Source organism: Bradyrhizobium prioriisuperbiae, from assembly GCF_032397745.1.
Taxonomy (GTDB): Bacteria; Pseudomonadota; Alphaproteobacteria; order Rhizobiales; family Xanthobacteraceae; genus Bradyrhizobium_A; species Bradyrhizobium_A prioriisuperbiae.
Window position 1 is genome coordinate 5061970 of record NZ_CP135921.1, and the last position, 19898, is coordinate 5081867.

18 protein-coding genes are annotated in these 19898 nt (G+C 65.3%); 14 read left to right on the forward strand and 4 right to left on the reverse strand.

Annotated elements, in window-relative coordinates:
- Positions 1–32 precede the first annotated feature (32 nt).
- From RS897_RS23965 to RS897_RS23975, 3 genes are all read right to left on the reverse strand, one after another.
- Positions 33–1085, reverse strand: a complete 1053-nt coding sequence (locus tag RS897_RS23965) for an ABC transporter permease (RefSeq protein WP_407654288.1) — start codon at positions 1083–1085, stop codon at positions 33–35.
- 2 nt (positions 1086–1087) lie between these two features.
- Positions 1088–2677: an ABC transporter ATP-binding protein gene (locus RS897_RS23970; RefSeq protein WP_407654562.1), complete on the reverse strand. Its 1590-nt coding sequence runs from the start codon at positions 2675–2677 to the stop codon at positions 1088–1090.
- Between the two features lie 64 nt (positions 2678–2741).
- On the reverse strand, positions 2742–3854 hold the full coding sequence (locus tag RS897_RS23975; protein ID WP_315831210.1) for a BMP family ABC transporter substrate-binding protein: 1113 nt from the start codon (positions 3852–3854) through the stop codon (positions 2742–2744).
- Between the two features lie 505 nt (positions 3855–4359).
- On the opposite strand from RS897_RS23975, the gene RS897_RS23980 reads away from it, so the two are divergent.
- From RS897_RS23980 to pyk, 14 genes are all read left to right on the forward strand, one after another.
- Positions 4360–4602, forward strand: a complete 243-nt coding sequence (locus RS897_RS23980; protein WP_315831211.1) for a hypothetical protein — start codon at positions 4360–4362, stop codon at positions 4600–4602.
- 78 nt (positions 4603–4680) lie between these two features.
- On the forward strand, positions 4681–5424 hold the full coding sequence (locus RS897_RS23985; RefSeq protein ID WP_315831212.1) for a Rieske 2Fe-2S domain-containing protein: 744 nt from the start codon (positions 4681–4683) through the stop codon (positions 5422–5424).
- Entirely contained in the window at positions 5421–6053 is a 633-nt protein-coding gene (locus RS897_RS23990; RefSeq protein ID WP_315831213.1) for a glutathione S-transferase family protein, read from the forward strand. The genes RS897_RS23985 and RS897_RS23990 overlap by 4 nt, the downstream gene beginning before the upstream one ends.
- 32 nt (positions 6054–6085) lie before the next feature.
- Positions 6086–7888, forward strand: a complete 1803-nt coding sequence (locus RS897_RS23995; RefSeq protein ID WP_315831214.1) for an adenine deaminase — start codon at positions 6086–6088, stop codon at positions 7886–7888.
- 15 nt (positions 7889–7903) lie between these two features.
- Positions 7904–8827 (forward strand): LysR family transcriptional regulator, encoded by a 924-nt coding sequence (locus tag RS897_RS24000; protein WP_315831215.1) that lies wholly within the window; start codon positions 7904–7906, stop codon positions 8825–8827.
- Positions 8828–8926: 99 nt separating this feature from the next.
- The gene (locus RS897_RS24005) at positions 8927–9427 is read left to right on the forward strand and encodes a thiamine pyrophosphate-binding protein (RefSeq protein ID WP_315831216.1); all 501 of its coding nucleotides are present in this window, start codon (positions 8927–8929) and stop codon (positions 9425–9427) included.
- The gene (locus RS897_RS24010; RefSeq protein ID WP_315831217.1) at positions 9424–10032 is read left to right on the forward strand and encodes a thiamine pyrophosphate-dependent enzyme; all 609 of its coding nucleotides are present in this window, start codon (positions 9424–9426) and stop codon (positions 10030–10032) included. The genes RS897_RS24005 and RS897_RS24010 overlap by 4 nt, the downstream gene beginning before the upstream one ends.
- Positions 10033–10034: 2 nt before the next feature.
- Positions 10035–11576 carry a GMC family oxidoreductase gene (locus tag RS897_RS24015; protein WP_315831218.1) on the forward strand — a complete coding sequence of 514 codons (1542 nt, stop codon included), beginning with the start codon at positions 10035–10037 and terminating at the stop codon, positions 11574–11576.
- A 52-nt stretch (positions 11577–11628) separates the two neighbouring features.
- On the forward strand, positions 11629–13005 hold the full coding sequence (locus RS897_RS24020; RefSeq protein ID WP_315831219.1) for an amidohydrolase family protein: 1377 nt from the start codon (positions 11629–11631) through the stop codon (positions 13003–13005).
- 18 nt (positions 13006–13023) lie between these two features.
- Positions 13024–13893 (forward strand): aromatic ring-hydroxylating dioxygenase subunit alpha, encoded by an 870-nt coding sequence (locus RS897_RS24025; protein ID WP_315831220.1) that lies wholly within the window; start codon positions 13024–13026, stop codon positions 13891–13893.
- Positions 13894–14146: 253 nt separating this feature from the next.
- The gene (gene gcl, locus RS897_RS24030; protein WP_315831221.1) at positions 14147–15904 is read left to right on the forward strand and encodes a glyoxylate carboligase; all 1758 of its coding nucleotides are present in this window, start codon (positions 14147–14149) and stop codon (positions 15902–15904) included.
- Between the two features lie 214 nt (positions 15905–16118).
- Positions 16119–16901: a hydroxypyruvate isomerase gene (gene hyi / locus RS897_RS24035; RefSeq protein WP_315831222.1), complete on the forward strand. Its 783-nt coding sequence runs from the start codon at positions 16119–16121 to the stop codon at positions 16899–16901.
- A 166-nt stretch (positions 16902–17067) separates the two neighbouring features.
- A complete protein-coding gene (gene glxR / locus RS897_RS24040; RefSeq protein ID WP_315831223.1) occupies positions 17068–17955 on the forward strand; it encodes a 2-hydroxy-3-oxopropionate reductase in 888 nt (295 codons plus the stop codon).
- A gap of 145 nt (positions 17956–18100) precedes the next feature.
- The gene (gene pyk / locus RS897_RS24045; RefSeq protein WP_315831224.1) at positions 18101–19579 is read left to right on the forward strand and encodes a pyruvate kinase; all 1479 of its coding nucleotides are present in this window, start codon (positions 18101–18103) and stop codon (positions 19577–19579) included.
- A 112-nt stretch (positions 19580–19691) separates the two neighbouring features.
- On the opposite strand, the gene RS897_RS24050 is transcribed toward pyk, so the two are convergent.
- The gene (locus RS897_RS24050; protein ID WP_315831225.1) at positions 19692–19817 is read right to left on the reverse strand and encodes a hypothetical protein; all 126 of its coding nucleotides are present in this window, start codon (positions 19815–19817) and stop codon (positions 19692–19694) included.
- Positions 19818–19898 lie beyond the last annotated feature (81 nt).

Below are 19898 nucleotides of genomic sequence, written 5' to 3' on the forward strand. Positions count from 1 at the left end.
TATCTCTCGGGCATGTCTTTCAGGCTGGTCTGTTAGGTTTTGGCCGGTTTGCTGCGGGTGATCTTGTAGTGCGCGAGCTCGTCGCCGATCGCGGTGAAGAACAGGATCAGCCCGGTGATCGCGAGCACGGTGGAGGTGGTAAGGCCCTGGGTCTGCAGGATGATTCCGGAATTGAGAATGACGGCCATCAAGGCCGCGCCCGCGATGACGCCGATGCAGGAGCCGCGCGCCAGCACCGCGACCATGATGCCGAGATAGCCGAAATTGTTCGAGATGCCGCCTTGCAGCCGGTGCACCGTGCCGGCGACTTCGAGCATTCCGGCAATGCCGGCGATCGCGCCCGACAGCAGCATCACCACGATGAGGTGGCGGCGGAACGGCATCCCGGCATATTTCGCCGCCTGCGGGTTGGAGCCGGCGATGCGGACCTCATAGCCCCAGCGCGTGAAGCCGAGCGCCGCCGCGACCACGACGCACAGCAGCATGGCCAGCGGAAAGCCCCAGTGCACGATGCCCCAGAACTCGGGCACGTTGTGCTTCAGCCGCGCGGTGGTGGCGAGCGCGTGGCCGCCGGGGTCGAGCCATGGGCCGGTGGAGACGTAATACACCAGCAGCGTGGCGACGAAATTCAGCAGCAGCGTGGTGATGAGTTCGCTGACGTCGGCATAGGCGCGGGCGAGTGTCGGCACCAGGATCCAGATCAGTCCGCCAAGGGCGCCGGCTGCGAACATCACCGGCAGCATCACGATGGTGGGGCCGGGGATGAAGAGGGCCACGCCGGTGGCGGCAAAGGCGCCGGCATAAAACTGCCCCTCCGCTCCGATGTTCCAGGCGCCGATGCGCAAGGCGACCGCGACCGACAGCCCGGTCAGCATCAGCGGCGTGACCAGCAGGCCGACATCCTCGAGCCCGAAGCCGGAGCCGAATGTCGACTTCAGGACCTGCATCGCGAGCTTGAGCGGCTGGGCGCCGCCGGTGGCCAGCAGCAGCCCGGCCGCGACCAGCGCCAGCACGATTGCCGCGGCGCGGGCCGCAAAGGCAACGGCCGGCGAGGCCGATGGCAGGCGCTGGATGCGGATCGCCACGCTCACGCCCCCGCCGCGGCGCGAGACGCCACGCCGGCGCGCTGGCCGCCCATCATCAGGCCGATCTGCTCGATATCGGCGGCGGCGGTGTCGACGATCCCCATGATCTCGCCGTGGAACATCACCGCGATACGGTCGGTCAGGTTGAGCAGCTCTTCCAGTTCCTCCGAAATCACCACGATGCCGACGCCGGTGTCACGCAGTTCGACGAAGTAGCGCATCATGGTGTTGATGGCGCCGACGTCGAGGCCGCGGCTCGGATAGGCCGCGACCAGCACGCGCGAGGCGATGCGCATCTCGCGCCGGGCGACGAAGCGCTGCTGGTTGCCGCCCGAGAGGTTGCGGATCGGCATGGCGAAGTTCGGCACCGTCACGGAGGCCGCCTGCGCGATGGTGCGGGCGAGGGCGGTGGCCGCCCACGGCCGGAACCAGGCTCCGAGCGATACCGGCGGGCGATCGTATTCGCGCATCACGCCATTGTCGGTGACGCTCAGCGCCGGCGCCAGCCCACTGTGCAGGCGGTCCTCCGGAATGTGGCCGATGCCGAAGTCAGCGAAAGTGGCGGCGCTGGCGGTGGAGAAATCCTCCCCGCCCACCATGATCCGGCCGGCGCTGATCGCGCGCATGCCGGTCAGGGCCTGGCTCAACTCCTTCTGGCCGTTGCCGGCGACACCGGCGATGCCGAGGATTTCGCCGGCGCGGATGTCGAGCGACACGTCCTTCAGCGCCGCGTAGCCGAGATCGTCGCGCACCGTGATGTCCCGCAGGCTGAGCATCGGCTCCACCGAGACGGCCGCCGCCGCGGGGCCCCGCGTGCGCAGATTGTCGAGCACGATCTCGTGCCCCACCATCAGCTTCGCCAGCATGGTTTCGCTGCAATTTTTGGTGTCTTCCGTCGCGACCCGTCGTCCGCCGCGCAGCACCGTGATCCGGTCGGAAATCTCCAGCACCTCGTCGAGCTTGTGGCTGATGAAGATCACGGCGTTGCCGCGGGCGACGAATTCCTTCAGCGCCTTGAACAGCTCGCGGGCTTCGGCGGGCGTCAGCACCGCGGTGGGTTCGTCGAGGATCAGCACCCGCGCGTTACGCGTCAGCACGCGCAGGATCTCGACGCGCTGCTGCTCGCCGGTGGAGAGGTCGCTGAGCCGCGCGTCGGGCCGGACAGCGAGATTGAGCGAGGCGGCCAGTTCCGCGGTGCGCCGTTCCAGCACCTGCGCGCTGACGGCGCGCGGTGTCTGCGACCAGCCGAGATGGATGTTCTCCGCGACGGTGAAGGCTTTCACCAGCTTGAAATGCTGGTGGACCATCCCGATCCCCGCGGCAATGGCTTCGACCGGCGAGGCGAAGGTCTTCAGGTAGCCGTCGATGATGATCTCACCGGCGTCCGGCTGGTAGATGCCGGTGAGGATGTTCATCAGCGTCGATTTGCCGGCGCCGTTCTCGCCGAGCAGGGCATGGATTTCTCCCGGCATCACCTCCAGGTCGACATCCTGGTTGGCGATGACGCCGGGAAAATATTTCGCGATGCCCTTGAGCAGAACGACCGGCGGCGTTCCCGGGGAGGGCGACAGACGTTCGGTGATCAGGGGCATCGCGGTCATTGATGGCCGAAGGCAATTGGGCAGCCGGAGGCGATTGCAGGTGCGGCGGGCGCGTTCAAAGCCCAGTCACGCCCGCAATCGACCAGTCCCAGTTGTAGAGTTCCGCCTCGGTCATCTTGTGGCCGGCTGCAACCTTGACGTTGCCCTTGGAATCCTTGATCTCGCCGGTGAACGGCGACCAGCCACCGAGGATCTTGTCGCGCACCGCGTCGGCCTGCTTGCGGACCTCCTCCGGAACGGTCTCGCCCCAGGCGTCGCGATCGACGCCGCCGCCCATCGGCAGGATGGTGCCCGATGGCGTCCAGGTGCCTTCGAGCCGTTTGCGCACCTGGTCGACATAGTACTTCTTGAAATCGATCACGATGGAGGAGATGTAGCCCTTCGGTCCGTAGCGGCGGATGTCGGTGTTCCACATCACCGCCTTGGCACCGCGCTTTTCGGCCACCTGCAGGTAGCCGGCTTCGTCCATGATGCCGAACAGCAGGTCGCAGCCATTGTCGAGCAGTGCGGTTCCGGCCTGGGTCGCGGCCTGCGGGTCGAACCAGGAATTGATGGCGATCGCCTGCAGGGTGGCGTTGGGATTGACCGAGCGTGCGCCCATCAGGAAGGCGTTGGTGCCGGAGAACACCGACGGCACCGGGAACGAGGCCACATAGCCGAGCTTGCCGCTCTTGCTCATCAGTCCTGCGGCGACGCCGGTGACATAAGTGGGGTACCAGTGCGCCACATAATAAGTGCCGAGATTGTCGAGCGGATTGCGGCCGTCGCATTCGAAGAACGCAACCTTCGGTGAGCGCTTGGCGACGTCATAGAGGAAGTCGCCATAGTTCGAGGTGGCGAACACCATGTTGGCGCCCTCCGACACGAACTGGCGGAATGTCCGCGTCGCGTCCGCCGAATAGGGAATGCTTTCGACGAACAGCGTCTTGAGCTTGGGGAACGCCGCCTGCACGGCCTTCATTCCCTGGTCGTGGCTCCAGGTCCAGCCTTCGTCGGTGACCGGGCCGGTATGGCCGAAGGCGATGACGGCATCTTTCTCGTCCACCGCGGGCAGCGGTGCCGCGGCGCGGGCCGAGCGGATCAGGGCCGGCGGCAGCAGCAGCGAACTGCCGGCGGCGGCGCCGATATTGAGCAGGCCTCGGCGGGACGGATTGCGGAGATCGAACATGACTTAACCTCGCTGTGTGTGAACACCTGAGCATCTCAGGCGTGGATTCGCTGCCATGGGGAGGCGCTGTGCCGAAACGTGAAGAGCGATGTCGACCGATCGGGGGTGCCGATCATCGTCTTCGTCGCTCGCTGAGTCATTTCCGTAGCAAGGTCCATGCCGGACATTGGCGGTGTGAGGGAGCCGGCGATCATGATCACCAGCAAAACCATTCGCACCCGAGTCACCCGCGACGAACACCTTGTGCCTCCGATAGCAGGCGGACGGGGTCACAACGACATCGGTGTCTCGTGCGTCCGCATCATCAGCCTGTCGGCTTGCCGCTGTTTCGCATAGGCACTGTTTTGGGATCGGACTGATGTGTTGAAAGCAACATCATTCGGCGTCAACATCTTAAAAAACAAGCAAAATGCGGGTCTTCTGCTCAAACGGTATGCACGCGTCATTTTTGGGCTTGCCCGGCTTGCGAGACGATCCAATAAGTCGAATAAAGGTGTCGGGCATCATGCAGGGAGCAACCACCATCGTCTTCGTCGGTCGTTTCGTTGCAGCGAGTTTCATCGAATTCGTCGATCATCGCGCCCGGCGTCTGCAACTCGACGCAGTGGTTGAGGCCGTCAGTTCCGATCGCATCGAGGTTGCCGTATCGGGCCAGCGCGACCTGATCGATGCATTCGAGATGGCGTGCAGCCTCGGACCGATCGATTGCCTGGTGCACGATGTGGCGCGGCGGGACGCGCCGAGATGAGCGTCGCGTCATGCCCAGAAATTTGTTTTTCGACTTTCGGCTTCTCGGCTTTGTTTCTTCGGAAGTGGAGGTGAGCTGATGGAGCTCGGCATCGGCTGGTATCCCGTCGCTCTTGCAGATGATCTCGCGAGCCGCACGTCGGCCGGCACCCGGTTGTTCGGCCGGGAGCTCGTGGTCTGGCGCGACGATGCGGGGTCTTCCCACGTCTGGGAGGATCGCTGTCCGCATCGCGGCATGCGTCTCAGCTTCGGTTTTGTCCGCGACAACGCCATCGCCTGCCTCTACCACGGCTGGCAATACGACACGGCGGCGCGATGCCGCTACATTCCCGCCCACCCGGATATTCAGGTGCCGGGCTCGATCAAGGTTGCCACCTGCGCCTCGGTCGAGCGGCTCGGCCTGGTGTGGGCCTACAGCGAGATCGATCAGGATGCGGTTGAGTCGATGCCGCCGGTGGATCGCGGGCCGCTGACGCCGGTGCGCAGCCTGACCGTCGAGGTTTCATGCGCACGGGTGTTCGATGAACTGGCCCAGGTTCATCTTCCGCATTTCAGCGACGGTCCCCGGAGTGGCCAGCCGCGGCACCACCGCGCCGGTGCGCTGGTTTTGCTGGCCGCCGGCGACGACGAACTGATCGTCGCCGTGCAGCCGCTGTCGGAGCGCGAGACCGCGTTGCATCTCGTCATCGCCGGTGCGCCGAAGATCTATCGCGGCGCCGGCCAGAAGCATTTTTCGGCGTGGGCCGAGGCCCTGCGCCGCAAGCTCGAAGCGTCCGGCGGTGCGGGGGGCGCCGGCGAGGCGCAGCGTGAGGTGGCGCTGTGAACGAGATCTTGCTCTACGATTTCGAACTTGACGAGAACTGCTACAAGGTGCGCCTGTTGCTCTCGGCGCTCGGCGTCGCCTACCGCAAGATCGCGGTCAACATGTTTCCCGGCAACGAACACACCGAGCCGCCGCTGCTGGCACTCAATCCGCGCGGCAGCCTGCCGATCCTGGTCGACGGCGATGCCGTTCTCAGCGAGGCGGAAGCCATCCTGTGCTATCTCGCCCGGGCGCACGATGGGGCGGGCACCTGGCTACCGGCCGATCCAAAAGCATTCGGCGTCGTGATGACGTGGCTGCAGTTCGCGGCCCGCGATCTTGATACGGCGTCGCGCGCGCGCCGCCATGCGATGTTCGACGAACCGGCGGACCAAGCCGCACTCGCCGCTGCCGTGCGCCGCGCCTTCCGCCTGATGGACGATCACATGACCGCCCGTGAATTCGACGACGCGCAGTGGTTCGTCGGCGCGGCGCCGTCGCTCGCCGACCTCGCGCTGTTTCCGGCCATCGCGCTCAGCCGGGATTTCGGTGTCGATCACGAGGCTTACCCCGCCTTGCGGCGCTGGATGCGGCGCCTGCGGACCATTCCAGGTTTCATGACGATGCCGGGGATTCCGGACTATCATTGAAGCGCCCGTCAGTTCCTGAAAGCGAGATTGCCATGACCCCTTTGACCCGCTTCGCCGTCCAGCCGCTGCATACCATGACGCGCCGTCTCGCCGATGTCGCCTCCGGGCGCACCGCGCCTGACATCATCATTACCGGCGCGCGGGTGCTGTCGACTTATTCGGAACGTATTCTCAGTGAACGCGAAGTCTGGATCAGCGGCGGACGCATCGCCGCGGTCAAACCGTCCGGCGCCCACAAGGCCACGGGCGGCCATGCGGCGACCTACGATGCCGCCGGCGGCATCATCGCCCCGGGCCTGGTCGATCCGCACATTCATATCGAGTCGTCAATGGTGACGGCCTGCGCCTATGCGGAAGCGGCGCTGCTCAACGGCACCACCACGATCTTCTGCGACAGCCACGAGATCGGCAATGTGATGGACGTGGCCGGCGTCGAGGCCATGCTGGAGGATGCCCGCCAGGCGCCGCTCTCGATCTTCCTGACGGTGCCGAGCACGGTGCCGGCGACCTCCGCCGCGCTGGAGACGGCCGGCGGCGATCTCACCGCGGAGAAGATCGCGGGCTTGTTCGATCGCTGGCCCGAGGCCGTGGCGCTTGGCGAGAAGATGGATTTCGTTCCCGTCACCATGGGCGATGAGCGCAGCCACGCGATCATTGCCGCCGCGCTCAAGCGGGGACGGCCGGTGTCCGGCCATATCTATGGCCGCGAGTTCGTCGCGGCCTACGCGGCGAGCGGCGTCACCGACACCCATGAGGCGATCGACCGCGACATCGCCGACGATCTGCTGGAGGCCGGTGTCTGGATCTTCCTGCGCGGCGGCCCGCCGACCACGCCGTGGCACAGCCTGCCGCAGGCGATCCGCACCATCACCGAGCTCGGCGCATCGCACAAGCGGATCGCAGTGTGCACCGACGACCGCGATGCCGACGACCTCTTTCAGTTCGGGCTCGATTGGGTGGTGCGCGAAGCAGTCAAGGCTGGGATGTCGCCGGAGCAGGCCTGGTCGATGGGCTCGCTGCACGGCGCGACGCGCTTCAATGCCGAGAACGAGATCGGCGGTTTGGGTGGCGGCCGGCGCGCCGATCTGGTGCTGATGGACGATACTCTCAAGCCGCGCTGCACCTGGTATGGCGGCGAACTGGTGGTTGAAAACGGCAAGATCACGCCAAGGCTCGATGCCGCGCTGTCGCAGCGCTACCAGTATCCGAAGGCGGCTTATGCCACGGTGAAACTGCCGGAGAGCATCAAGCTGACGCCGCCGTTGCCGGCCAAGGCTTGCACCGTCAACGCCATCAAGACGGCGCTGCCGGGCATCACCCTGATCCACGACAAGGTCGCAATCGAACCGGCCAAGGACTGGCCGACGCTGTTCGAGCGTTACGGCCTGTGCTTCGTCACCGTGGTGGAACGGCATGGCAAATCGAAAGGCAATGTCGCCTACGGCCTGCTCAAGGATTTCGGGCTGAAGCGCGGCGCGGTCGCCTCCAGTGTCGGTCACGACAGCCACAACATCGTCATTGCCGGCACCAATGAAGCTGACATGCAGGTCGCGCTCACGGCCATCAAGCAGCAGCAGGGCGGCGTCTGCGTCGTGGCCGACGGTGAGGTGAAGGCATGTGTTGCGCTGCCGATTGCCGGTCTGTTGTCGGACAAGCGTATCACCGAGGTGGCCGAGGAGGTGAAGCTCCTGAAGACGGAATGGACCGCCGCCGGCTGCACCATTCCCTACATGGGCTTCAACCTGATCCCGCTGTCGGTGATCCCGGAGATCCGTATCACCGACAAGGGCCTCGTGCTGGTGCCGCAGATGTGCCTGACGCCGCTGTTTGAATAAACCGAACAAGACACCATGGATCCGCATCGGCTCGGCCTGATCTCGACGCGTCTGCACTATTTCCAGCTCGTCGCCCAGCTGGGGTCGATCCGTCAGGCGGCGCGGGTCCTCAACGTGGCGCCGTCGTCGATCAGCCGGGTGATCGGCCAGCTCGAGGACGAACTCCGGACCCCGCTGTTCGAGCGCATCCGCCAGCGGCTCAAACTCACCAGTGCCGGCGAGATCCTGCTGTACCGGACCCGCGCCAGCCACGGCGAACTGACCCGCGCCTGCACCGAGATCGATGACTTGCAGGGACTGCGTCGCGGCACCGTCACGGTGGCTGTGGTCGAGAGCATTGCGCGAGGCCTCCTGCTCGACGTCATGTCGACGTTCTGGGAGCGCTATCCGGCGATCACGGTCGACATCCGGGTGATGGGATCGCAGCGCGCCTTCGATGCGGTCGCGGAAGGCGAATGCGACATCGGCATTGCTTTCGATATCCGCACGCCGCGCAACGCCCAGCGGCTGAGCGGAACGATGTTGAGCATGGGGGTGCTGATGCATCCCGATCATCGGCTTGCCGGCCGCACCGAACTGCGCCTGTTCGACCTTGCCGGCGAGCGCGTGGTGTTGTCCGACACCAGCCTGTCGCTCAGCGCCTCGATCGAGGAAGCGTTGAGCGGTTCGTCGATCGACTTCGGGCGACGGGCGCGGACCAATTCGATCGGCGTGATGGCGGATCTCGCCACGCGCGGCGATGGCGTGGCGCTGCAGACCCGCGTCGGCGTGCAGGCGGAGATCGTGCGCGGCGCGCTGGTGTTCGTGCCGCTGCGCGATCCCAAGCTGCGTCCACGCAAGCTGGTGCTGATGTCCCGCGCCAAGTCGGGGATGTCCGAGGCGGCAGCCAGTCTTGCGACAATGCTGACCGCGGCGATCGAAGCGCTGGCGGGCGGGTGAGCGAAATGTTGCCTTCAGCGCATCAGCCCGATCGGGAAACAGGCTCTATCCAGAACATCTCGGATCTGGGAGTTTGTGCACGAAAGGGAATTCTGCCGCATGAAACAGTCTGCTGTCGCTGCCGTGATCCGCGGCCTGAAGAAAGCCGGGGTCAGCATCGTCTGCTATCTGCCGGACTCACTGTTCAAGGAGCTTTATCCGGCGCTCGACGCCGACCCGGATATCCGCACCATTCGCGTCACCAATGAAGGCGAGGGGGCTGCGATCTGCGGCGGCGTGTTCCTGTCCGGCAAGCGGGCCGCGCTGGTGATGGAGAACTCCGGGCTGCGCGCCTCCGTCGAGCCGCTCGCCCGCATGGGTCTCGGCGCGGGCATTCCCGTTGTCATGCTGATGAGCTACCGCGGCGAACTCGGCGAGAACAACTGGTGGGCGATCCCCCACGGCATCACCATGGAGCCGGTGCTCAACGCGCTGCGAATTCCCTATCGAATCGTCACCGAGGAGGAGCGCATCGAACGCGCCATTACCGACGCCTTCGATTGGTCCTATGCCGCCTATTATCACTCCGCGGTGGCGCTGGGCGGGGGCGTGGTGCGATGAAGCGCTTCGATTGCATGACGGCGCTGGCCCGCCGGCTCACGGATCAACTGGTGATCCTGTCGCTCGGCGCCAGTGTCGACGAATGGTACAACGCCGCGCCGCACATGCGCGAGGCCAGCCTGTTCCAGCAGCAGCTCGGCTGCGTTACGCCACAGGCCTTCGGGCTCGCCGCCGGCCTTCCGCATCGCCGCATTGTCTCGCTCGATACCGACGGCGGCATGATGTTCAACCTCGGCATTCTCGCCACGCTCGGCAATGAGCAGCCGGCAAACCTGTTCGTCGTGGTCTGGGACAACGAATGCTACCAGTCCATCGGCGGACCGCCGACCCACACCGCGTCGGGCCGTGTCGACATCGCCGCGATTGCCCGCGGCGCCGGTGTCGCCAACGCCTACACGGCGCATACCGTCGAGGAATTCGACGAACACTGCGCGAAGGGGCTGGCCGCCGATGTGCCGTACGTCGTCGTCGCCAAGGTTGCCGGCACGGTGCAGCCCGACATCAAGCGCAAGCACAGCGACGGGCGCGAGGACAAGTACATCTTCGTGCGCCATGTCGAGCGCACCGAGGGCGTCGTGATCATGGGACCGAGCGAGCACAACTGAAGATGGACCGGCTGCAGCCCGCTTATGACTACATCGTGGTCGGCGGCGGTTCCGGCGGCGCGGTGGTGGCGCGGCGCCTGGCCGAACGCGGCGACGCCAGCGTGCTGCTGCTCGAGGCCGGTCCGTCGGATCTCGGCATTCCCGCGATCGAGGATGCTGCAAACTGGACTGGCCTGCTGCGCGGTCCTTATGATTGGGGCTACGACTATGCGCCGTCGCCCCACCTCAACGGGCGTACCATCGCCATTCCGCGCGGCCGCGTGCTCGGCGGCTCGTCCAGCATCAATGCGATGCTGTGGTATCGCGGCCATCCCCGCGATTACGATGCATGGGAAGCCGCCGGCGCGGCGGGGTGGAACTTCCGCAGCGTGTTGCCGTACTTCAAGCGCGCCGAGGATTGGGAAGGCGGTGAAACCGAATTTCGCGGCGCCGGCGGCCCGCTGCGCATCGAGCGGCCGCACAATCCGCATCCCCTCGCACTGGCGATGCTGGACGGCGCTGCCGAACTCGGCCTGCCGGTGATCGACGATCCCAATGGCCCGAGCAATGAGGGTGCGAGCCTCGCCAATCTCAATATGAGCAGCGGCCAACGCTGGAGCGCGGCGCGCGGCTATCTGCGGGCGGTCGCGGAGCGATCCAACCTTGCGATCCGCACGCGGGCGCTCGCGATCGGCCTCGGCTTTGCCGCCGGACGCTGCGTGTCGGTGCGCTGCATTGTCGGCCGCTCCATCAGGGAGATCCGCGCCGAGCGCGAGATCATCCTGGCGCTCGGCGCTATCGACACGCCGCGCCTGCTGCTGATGTCGGGCATCGGCCCGCCTGATGACCTCAGGCGTCTCGGCGTGTCAGTGGTGCAGGCGCTGCCCGGCGTCGGCGAGAACCTGCAGGACCACCCGCTGCTGATGGGGATCAATTTCCGCGCCAGGACCCCGCTCGGTCCGGTGCGCGACAACGGCGGCGGCAGCATGATGAACTGGAAGAGCCGGCCGGAGCTCGCCGCGCCGGACCTTCATGCCTTCGTGGTGCAGGGCCCGCACGCGGGCGCCGAGATTGCGTCGGCCTATGATCTGTCCGGCGACGTCTTCGCGATCTCGCCGGGGTTGATGCGCTCGGCGAGCGTCGGCCGGCTGCGGCTCCATAGTGCGGCGCCGGGAGGCCGCATCGACATCCAGCCGAATTTCCTCGCGGAGCCTGCCGATCTCGAAGCGCTGATCGCGGGCATCGATAGGGTGATGGATCTTGCGGCGACCTCGGCTTTCGCCAGTTCCGCCACTGGGCCGGCCGCGCCCGACCGGCGGCTCACGCGTTCCGAGAAGGTCGCGTTCATCCGCAACAGTTGCGCCACGTTCTTCCACCCCTGCGGCACTTGCGCGATGGGCGGCGACGACCGCGCCGTGGTGGATCCGCAGTTGCGGGTGCGCGGTATCGATGGCCTGCGCATCGCCGACGCCTCGGTGATCCCGATCATCCCGTCCTGCAACACCCATGCGCCGGTGGTGATGATCGCCGAGCGTGCCGCAGACTTGATCCGGGCGGCGGCATGAAACCTGCAGGGATCATCGCGACAGGAGCGCGCCGACAACGGGGACCGCAGACGTGACCGACAGGATCGTCGCCGCCGATTTCCTTCTCACCATGGAAGCGGACGACTGCGTCGTGACGGACGGCGCCGTGCTGGTGCGCGACGGGCGCATCGCAGGGATCGACACCAGGAACGCGCTGATCTCGGCGCATCCGGCGGCCGAGGTGAAATATTTGCGCGATTGCCTGATCATGCCGGGACTGGTGAATGCCCACATGCATTCGGGGCTGCTGCGCGGCACCGCGGAGCACCTGCCGGTCTGGGACTGGCTGCGGCTTCACATCAACCCGATGCACCGGGTGTTGCAGCCGCAGGAGGCGGAAGCCGCGTCCTGGCTGTGCTACGCTGAGAGTGTCCTCAGCGGCACCACGACCCTGGTCGACATGTGGCGCTTCATGGACGGCAGCGCGCGCGCGGCCGAAGGCATCGGCAACCGCCTGGTTGCCGTGCCCTATGTCGGCGAGCATCCCGACTACAACTATTTCGATACGCTCGACGACAACGAGCGGATGATCGAGAACTGGCACGGCAAGGCCAATGGCCGCGTCGGTGTCTGGGTTGGCCTCGAGCATCTGTTCTATTCCGACGAGGCCGGCCAGCGCCGCGCCATCGAGATGGCGAAGCGCCATCGCACCGGCTTCCACACCCATTGCAGCGAAGCCTCGATCGAGGCCGCGGAGTTCGAGACGCGTTACGGCAAGCGCGCGATGTTCGCGCTGGACGATCTCGGCTTCTTCGAGACGCCGATGGCGATGATTGCCCACGCGGTCTGGCTCGACGACGGCGAGATCGATCTGCTGGCGCGCCGCAGCGTCTCGGTGGCGCACAATCCCGTCAGCAACATGAAGCTCGCCAGCGGCATCGCGCCGGTCGAGGCGATGCTTGCCGCCGGCGTCGCCGTTGGTCTAGGAACCGACGGCGAAAAGGAGAACAACAACCTCGACATGTTCGAGGAGATGAAGACCGCGTCGCTGCTCGGCAAGCTTCGAGGTCTCGATGCCGCGGCGCTGGATTCATGGAAAGCGCTGAGGATGGGGACCATCATGGGGGCCCGCGCCATCGGACTCGACCATGAGATCGGCTCGCTGGAGGTCGGCAAGAAGGCCGACTTGATCGCGGTTCGCACCGACACGCCGCGGATGACGCCGTTGTTCGGCGACGGCCCCTATTTCAATCTGCAGCACAATCTGGTCCATGCGGTGCGCGGCAGCGATGTCGCGCTGACCATGATCGACGGCGAGATTGTGGTCGAGGGCGGCGAACTGAAGACCGCCGATCTGCGCGCGCTGATCGATCATGCGCGCGCAGTGGCGCCGGGACTGTTCGCGCGCCGCGCGGCCTATCTTGCCGAACACGAACACGGTTCGGTGCAGTGGACCGGGCCGGCGTGACGCGAACAGGGAGGATGCATGGCCAGGACCGACGACCCAGTGGCGCTCAACGACTGGTATGCGGTCGAGACATCGTCCGATGTCACGGCTGTTCTCCGCCGGACCCGGCTGCTCGGCCAGGACATCGTGCTGCGCCGCCAGGCCGACGGCACGCCGCTGGTGCAGGAAATTGATGCGTCAGGCCGTCTCGGTGCGGCGCTGCCGGTGCGCGAACGCTACGGCTGCCTGTGGACCACGCTGGGCGCGCCGCCGCGGGAGATTTTCGACATTCCCGAAGCGGCCGAACACGACCGCCGCTTCGTGATCTGCGGCTGGGTCAAGATGCGCGCGTCCGGGCCGCGCGTGGTCGAGAATTTTCTCGACATGGCGCATTTTCCATTCGTCCACGCCGACATTCTCGGCTCCGAGCCTCACACCGAAGTGCCTGTCTACGGCTACGAGATCCGCCGCGACGTCGATGAGGTCTGGGCCACCAACTGCCGGTTCTTCCAGCCGCGCATCGCGGTTACCGAAGAGGCAGGCGATTTTGTCCGGCTCACCTATCGTGTTCCCTCGCCATTCGCGGTGATGCTCTATCGCGTCTGCCCTTCGGCACCGTCGTGCCTCGACGCCATTGCGCTGTTCATCCAGCCGATGGAGGAGGATCTCTGCCGCGCGCAGCCGGTGATGTTTCTGGTCGATAGCCAGTCGACGCACAACGATCTGCTCAAGTTCGAGCAGGTGATCTTCCTCCAGGATCGCATCATCGTGGAGAACCAGCGCCCGGTGCGGCTGCCGCTCGAGCCGCGCGCCGAAACACCGACCCGTGCCGACGGATCGTCGGTGGCCTATCGCCGCTGGCTCAAGGAAAAGGGACTGCGCTACGGCACGATTGCCGGTTCGCGGTGACCGGCGGAGCGTGGCACTTACCTCGTCATGGCCGGGGGACGAGCCATGGCGGCTGAGGGTGTCGCAGCGCCTCGCCCTGTCCAGCCGAGCGTCTTCCTGCGTGCCCATTCCACGCTCGTTCGCGGCCTAACCGCTTGAGCAGATAATGCTTTCCATATCTCTGCCGCATCGTGGGAAACAAAACCGGGGCGATTGAGAACGGCCTCGCATACGCCGATGCTGCAACTCCGACAACAACTTATCGGAGTGGGCCATGGCCAGGATGCGAGCAGTCGATGCGGCGGTGCGGGTTCTTGAAAAGGAAGGCATCTCCTGCGCATTCGGCGTGCCGGGGGCTGCGATCAATCCGCTGTATTCGGCGCTGAAGGCGCGGGGATCGATCCGCCACGTGCTGGCGCGCCATGTCGAGGGCGCCTCGCACATGGCGGAGGGTTACACCCGCGCAGTGGCCGGCAATATCGGCGTCTGCATCGGCACTTCGGGGCCGGCCGGCACCGACATGATCACCGGATTGTATTCGGCGCAGGCGGATTCGATCCCGATCCTGTGCATTACCGGCCAGGCGCCGCGCGCAAAACTCTACAAGGAGGATTTCCAGGCCGTCGACATCGAGTCGATCGCCAAGCCCGTCACCAAATGGGCCGTCACGGTGCGCGAACCGGCGCTGGTGCCGATGGTGCTGCAGCAGGCGTTTCATGTGATGCGCTCGGGCCGGCCGGGCCCGGTGCTGGTCGACCTGCCGATCGACGTGCAGCTCGCCGAGATCGAATTCGATGAAGACACCTATGCGTCGCTGCCGGTCTACAAGCCGCGCGCGACACGCAAGCAGATCGAGAAAGCACTCGATATGCTGGAAGCGGCCGAGCGGCCGCTGATCGTGGCCGGCGGCGGCATCATCAATGCGGATGCGTCGGCTGAGCTGATCGAGTTCGCCGAACTCACCGGCATTCCGGTGATCCCGACCCTGATGGGGTGGGGCGCCATTCCCGACGATCATCCGCTGATGGCCGGAATGTGCGGCCTGCAGACCAGCCATCGTTATGGTAACGCCACGCTGCTGGCATCCGACTTCGTCATCGGCATCGGCAACCGCTGGGCCAACCGTCACACCGGCTCGGTCGAGGTCTACACCAAGGGCCGCAAGTTCATCCATGTCGATATCGAGCCGACGCAAATCGGTCGGGTGTTCGGCCCTGACTTAGGCATCGTCTCCGATGCGCACGCGGCCCTGACGCTGTTCATCGAGGTGGCGCGCGAGCGGCAGAAAGCGCGGAAGCTGAAAGACCGCAGCGCCTGGGCGCGGGAGTGCGGCGAGCGCAAGGCCAGCATGCTGCGCAGGACCCATTTCGACCAGGTGCCGCTGAAGCCGCAGCGTGTCTATGAGGAAATGAACGCCGCGTTCGGCCGTGACGCTTGTTACGTCACTGCGATCGGTCTCTCGCAGATCGCCGGCGGTCAGTTGCTCAACGTCTATCACCCCAGGCACTGGATCAATTGCGGCCAGGCCGGCCCGCTCGGCTGGACCTTGCCGGCGGCGCTCGGCGTGCGCGCGGCGTGCCCGGACAAGAAGATCGTGGCGCTGTCGGGCGATTACGACTTCCAGTTCCTGATCGAGGAGCTCGCCGTCGGTGCCCAGCACAAGCTGCCTTATCTGCATGTGGTGGTGAACAACTCTTATCTCGGCCTGATCCGCCAGGCGCAGCGCGGCTTCAATATGGATTTCGAGGTGAGCCTCGCGTTCGAGAACATCAATGCGCCGGATACCGGCGGTTACGGCGTCGATCATGTCGCGGTGGCTGAAGGCCTGGGATGCAAGGCGGTGCGGGTGCGCAGTCCCAACGAGTTCAAGGACGCCTTCGCCCGCGCCGAGGCGCTGATGCAGGAGCACCAGGTGCCGGTGGTGATCGAGTTCATCCTTGAGCGCGTCACCAACATCCCGATGGGCCTGGAGATCGACGGCATCAATGAGTTCGAGGAAGCGCCGAAGCCCGCGCTGGTGCCGGCGGAGTAGTTGGGGAGGGGCGAGATGCTCCTCCACCCACCACTGTCATCACCGGGCTTGTCCCCAGCGACTTGGCTGCGCCAAGTCGCAGTGATCACGCTTAGGAGGGCACTGCGTCCCTAAGCGAGGTTGTTACCGCGACTTCGGCGAAGCCGAAGTCGCTGAGGACAAGCCCGGCAACGACAACGAAAATTCGCACTTCGGACATAGAAGGACACCACCCGTGCCGAAATTCGCCGCCAACCTCACCATGCTGTTCAGCGAGCTGCCGTTCGTCGAGCGTTTCGCTGCCGCCAAGCACGCCGGCTTCTCCGGCGTCGAGTATCTGTTTCCCTATGAGTTCGAGAAGGCGGTGCTGGCCGAGCAGTTGCAGCAACACGGGCTGACCCAGGTGCTGCACAATCTGCCGGCGGGACGCTGGGCGGACGGAGAGCGTGGCATTGCGATCCTGCCCGATCGCCTGCTGGAATTCCGCGACGGTGTCGAGCGCGCTATCGATTACGCCAGGGCGCTGGATTGCCGTCAGCTCAATTGTCTGGTGGGCATTGCGCCTGAGGGATCCGACAAGGCCCAGCTCAAAGAGGTGCTGGTGAAAAATCTGCGGTATGCCGCGGCCGCGCTGGCGAAGGAGCGCATCAGGCTGCTGATCGAACCGATCAACACCCGTGACATTCCCGGCTTCTCCCTCACCGGCACGGCGCAGGCCGCTGATATCATCGCCGAGGTCGGTTCGGACAATCTCTTCATCCAGTACGACATTTACCACATGCAGGTGATGGAGGGCGACATCGCGCCCACCCTGAAGAAGCACCTCAATCGCATTGCGCACGTGCAACTCGCCGACAATCCCGGCCGCAACGAACCCGGCACCGGCGAGATCAACTATCCGTTTCTGTTCCGCTATCTCGACGAGATCGGCTACCGCGGCTGGATCGGCTGCGAATACAAGCCGAAGACCACCACCACCGAAAGCCTCGGCTGGTACGCGCCGATGGCTGCGGAGTGAAACGACGCGCCACTTTCTCCTGTCGTTGCCGGACTTGTTCCGGCAACCCCGCTTAGGGGCGCACTGCCTCCCTAAGCGGGATCACCGGGACAAGCCCGGTGATGACACAGAGGGTGGAGTGTCGGCTTGCGCGATCGATTGACTCTCAATTCAAAGGAAAATCACAATGAGCAATCTCGGCTTTATCGGCCTCGGCATCATGGGGCGCCCGATGGCGGGGCATCTTCTAGCGGCGGGACATCGCTTGGTGGTGCATGACGTCAATCCCGTGCCCGACGACCTGCTGAAGGCAGGTGCGACGGCGGCCAAGTCAGGCAAGGACGTGGCGGAGCAGTCCGACATCATTTTCATCATGGTGCCGGATACCCCGCATGTGAATGCCGTGCTGTTCGACAAGGGCGGCGTGGCCGAGGGGGTCAAGGCGGGCAAGATCGTGGTCGACATGAGCTCGATCTCGCCGTTGGCGACCAAGGAGTTCGCCAAGGCGATCAACGCGCGTGGCGCGGATTATCTCGACGCGCCGGTGTCGGGTGGCGAGGTCGGCGCCAAGGCGGCGTCGCTCACCATCATGGTGGGCGGCCCCGAGAACGCGTTCAACACCGTGAAGCCGCTGTTCGAGAAGATGGGCAAGAACGTTACGCTTGTCGGTGGCAATGGCGATGGCCAGACCACCAAGGTGGCGAACCAGATCATTGTCGCGCTGACCATCGAAGCGGTTGGCGAGGCGCTGTTGTTCGCTTCCAAGGCCGGCGCCGATCCCGCGCTGGTGCGCCAGGCCCTGATGGGCGGGTTTGCCTCCTCGCGCATCCTTGAAGTGCATGGCGAGCGCATGGTGAAGCGCAATTTCGAGCCGGGTTTCCGTATCGAGCTGCACCAGAAAGATCTCAATTTGGCTCTGGACGGTGCACGCGCACTGGGCTTGGCGTTGCCGGCGACCGCAATGGCGCAGCAGCTGTTCAATGCCTGTGCCGCGCAGGGCGGCAAGGCCTGGGATCACTCGGCGATGGTGAAGGCGCTGGAGCTTGCTGCCGGGCACGAGATTGCGAAGGCGTGAGGCGTCACGCTGTCGTTTCGGCCCGGCGGATGGCATGACAATCCCCGGGTGACCACATCCGCGAGCATTCGATTGATCCCCCCGGTCGAACAGATGCTCGCGGATGTTTTTTGAACGCATTGATTGCCGCGAAGGAATATTGACCGTGCGCCGTTCTCGAAACGCCAAAATCGTCGCGACGCTGGGACCGTCGAGCTCGTCGCCGGAGATGATCCGCTCGCTGTTTGAGGCCGGAGTCGACATGTTCCGGCTGAACTTCAGCCACGGCAGCCATGAGGATCACCGCGCGCGGTTCGAGATCATCCGCAAGCTGGAGCAGGAGGTCGGGCGTCCGGTCGGCATCCTGATGGACCTGCAGGGGCCGAAGCTGCGGGTCGGCAAGTTTGCTGACGGTCCGATCGTGCTGCGCAGCGGCGAGTCCTTCCGGCTCGATCTGGAGTCCGGTCTGGGCGACCAGCGCCGCGTCTCGCTGCCGCACCCGGAGATTTTTGCGGCATTGAAGCCCGGCACCAGCTTGTTGCTCGACGACGGCAAGATTGCGCTTGAGGTCGGCGCCTGCGGGCCGGACTTCGCCGAGACCCGTGTCGTGGTCGGTGGCAAATTGTCCGAGCACAAGGGCATCAATGTTCCCAGCGTCATCCTGCCGATGTCGCCGTTCACCACCCGTGATCGCCGCGATCTCGCCTTTGGGCTCGAGATGGGCGCTGATTGGGTGGCGCTGTCGTTCGTGCAGCGCCATGAAGATATCGAGGAAGCGCGGGGCCTGATCGGTGATCGTGCGCTGATCATGGCGAAACTGGAAAAGCCGGCGGCGATTCACAATCTCGATGCCATCGTGGCATTGGCCGACGGCATCATGGTGGCGCGCGGCGATCTCGGCGTCGAGATGCCGCCGGAGCAAGTGCCGGTGATCCAGCGCCGCATCGTGCGTGCCTGTCACCGCGAGGGCAAGCCGGTGGTGGTGGCGACACAAATGCTGGAATCGATGACCAGCTCACCGGTGCCGACCCGCGCGGAAGCCTCCGACGTCGCCACCGCGATCTATGAAGGCACCGATGCGGTGATGCTGTCGGCGGAGTCCGCCAGCGGGCAGTATCCGCGCGAAGCGGTGACGATGATGCATTCCATCATCCAGGGCGTCGAGGCGGACCCGCATTACCGGGTGCTGGCGGACGCCCAGCACGAGGAGGCCCGCACGACCCATGCCGATGCCATCTGCCGCGCGCTGCGCCATGTGGCACGGCAGATTTCCGCCAAGGCCACCATCACCTACACCAGCTCCGGCTTCACCAGCATCCGTGCTGCCCGCGAGCGGCCGGTGGCGCCGATTCTCTCGATCACGCCCTCGATCGCCACCGCACGACGGCTGACGCCGGTGTGGGGCATTCATTCCGTGGTGATCGACAGCGAGATCGAAGATGAAGCGTCGATGACACGGGTCGCCTGTGAAACGGCGCTGTCCCAGCGCTTCGGCGCGCCCGGCGACAACATCGTGATCACCGCCGGCATCCCGTTCGGCCAGCCCGGCACCACCAACCTGCTGCGGATTGTCGCGCTGCCGGAGAGGCCGCCTGCACTGAATGGCGACGGATGGAACGGGAACGGGCAGAGCTTCAGCGTTTGACACCGGGCTCCTCTGTCGCGGTGTCGTGCGATACGGCGATGTCCGACTCGCCTGGTTCGGTTGCAACGCGGAGCGGCGATATAGCTCTCGCGGTCCGCGATCGATTATTCAATCAGAACTGCGACGGTGCACGCTGCTTGCGCTGCCCGTACCGGGTCATGCCACGCGGCTTGTACACCGACAGCACGGTGAGCACGATCAACACCAGCACGGCGGAAATGGAGGCAGTTACGATCAATAGTTGCTGATTTTGGATGTCGGCATTGAATGCCTTCGACGTTGCCGCCACACCGGCCAGGAGTTCAATCGGCCGAATGTG

Excerpts from the sequence above, each read along its gene's own strand:
- RS897_RS23980 (WP_315831211.1), top strand. The coding sequence starts at position 4,360 with ATGCAGGGAGCAACCACCATCGTCTTCGTCGGTCGTTTCGTTGCAGCG.
- RS897_RS24005 (WP_315831216.1), top strand. The coding sequence starts at position 8,927 with ATGAAACAGTCTGCTGTCGCTGCCGTGATCCGCGGCCTGAAGAAAGCC.
- RS897_RS23995 (WP_315831214.1), top strand. The coding sequence starts at position 6,086 with ATGACCCCTTTGACCCGCTTCGCCGTCCAGCCGCTGCATACCATGACG.
- RS897_RS23970 (WP_407654562.1), bottom strand. The coding sequence starts at position 2,677 with ATGCCCCTGATCACCGAACGTCTGTCGCCCTCCCCGGGAACGCCGCCG.
- RS897_RS23975 (WP_315831210.1), bottom strand. The coding sequence starts at position 3,854 with ATGTTCGATCTCCGCAATCCGTCCCGCCGAGGCCTGCTCAATATCGGC.
- RS897_RS24015 (WP_315831218.1), top strand. The coding sequence starts at position 10,035 with ATGGACCGGCTGCAGCCCGCTTATGACTACATCGTGGTCGGCGGCGGT.
- RS897_RS24000 (WP_315831215.1), top strand. The coding sequence starts at position 7,904 with ATGGATCCGCATCGGCTCGGCCTGATCTCGACGCGTCTGCACTATTTC.
- RS897_RS23985 (WP_315831212.1), top strand. The coding sequence starts at position 4,681 with ATGGAGCTCGGCATCGGCTGGTATCCCGTCGCTCTTGCAGATGATCTC.
- gcl (WP_315831221.1), top strand. The coding sequence starts at position 14,147 with ATGGCCAGGATGCGAGCAGTCGATGCGGCGGTGCGGGTTCTTGAAAAG.
- RS897_RS24025 (WP_315831220.1), top strand. The coding sequence starts at position 13,024 with ATGGCCAGGACCGACGACCCAGTGGCGCTCAACGACTGGTATGCGGTC.
- glxR (WP_315831223.1), top strand. The coding sequence starts at position 17,068 with ATGAGCAATCTCGGCTTTATCGGCCTCGGCATCATGGGGCGCCCGATG.
- RS897_RS24010 (WP_315831217.1), top strand. The coding sequence starts at position 9,424 with ATGAAGCGCTTCGATTGCATGACGGCGCTGGCCCGCCGGCTCACGGAT.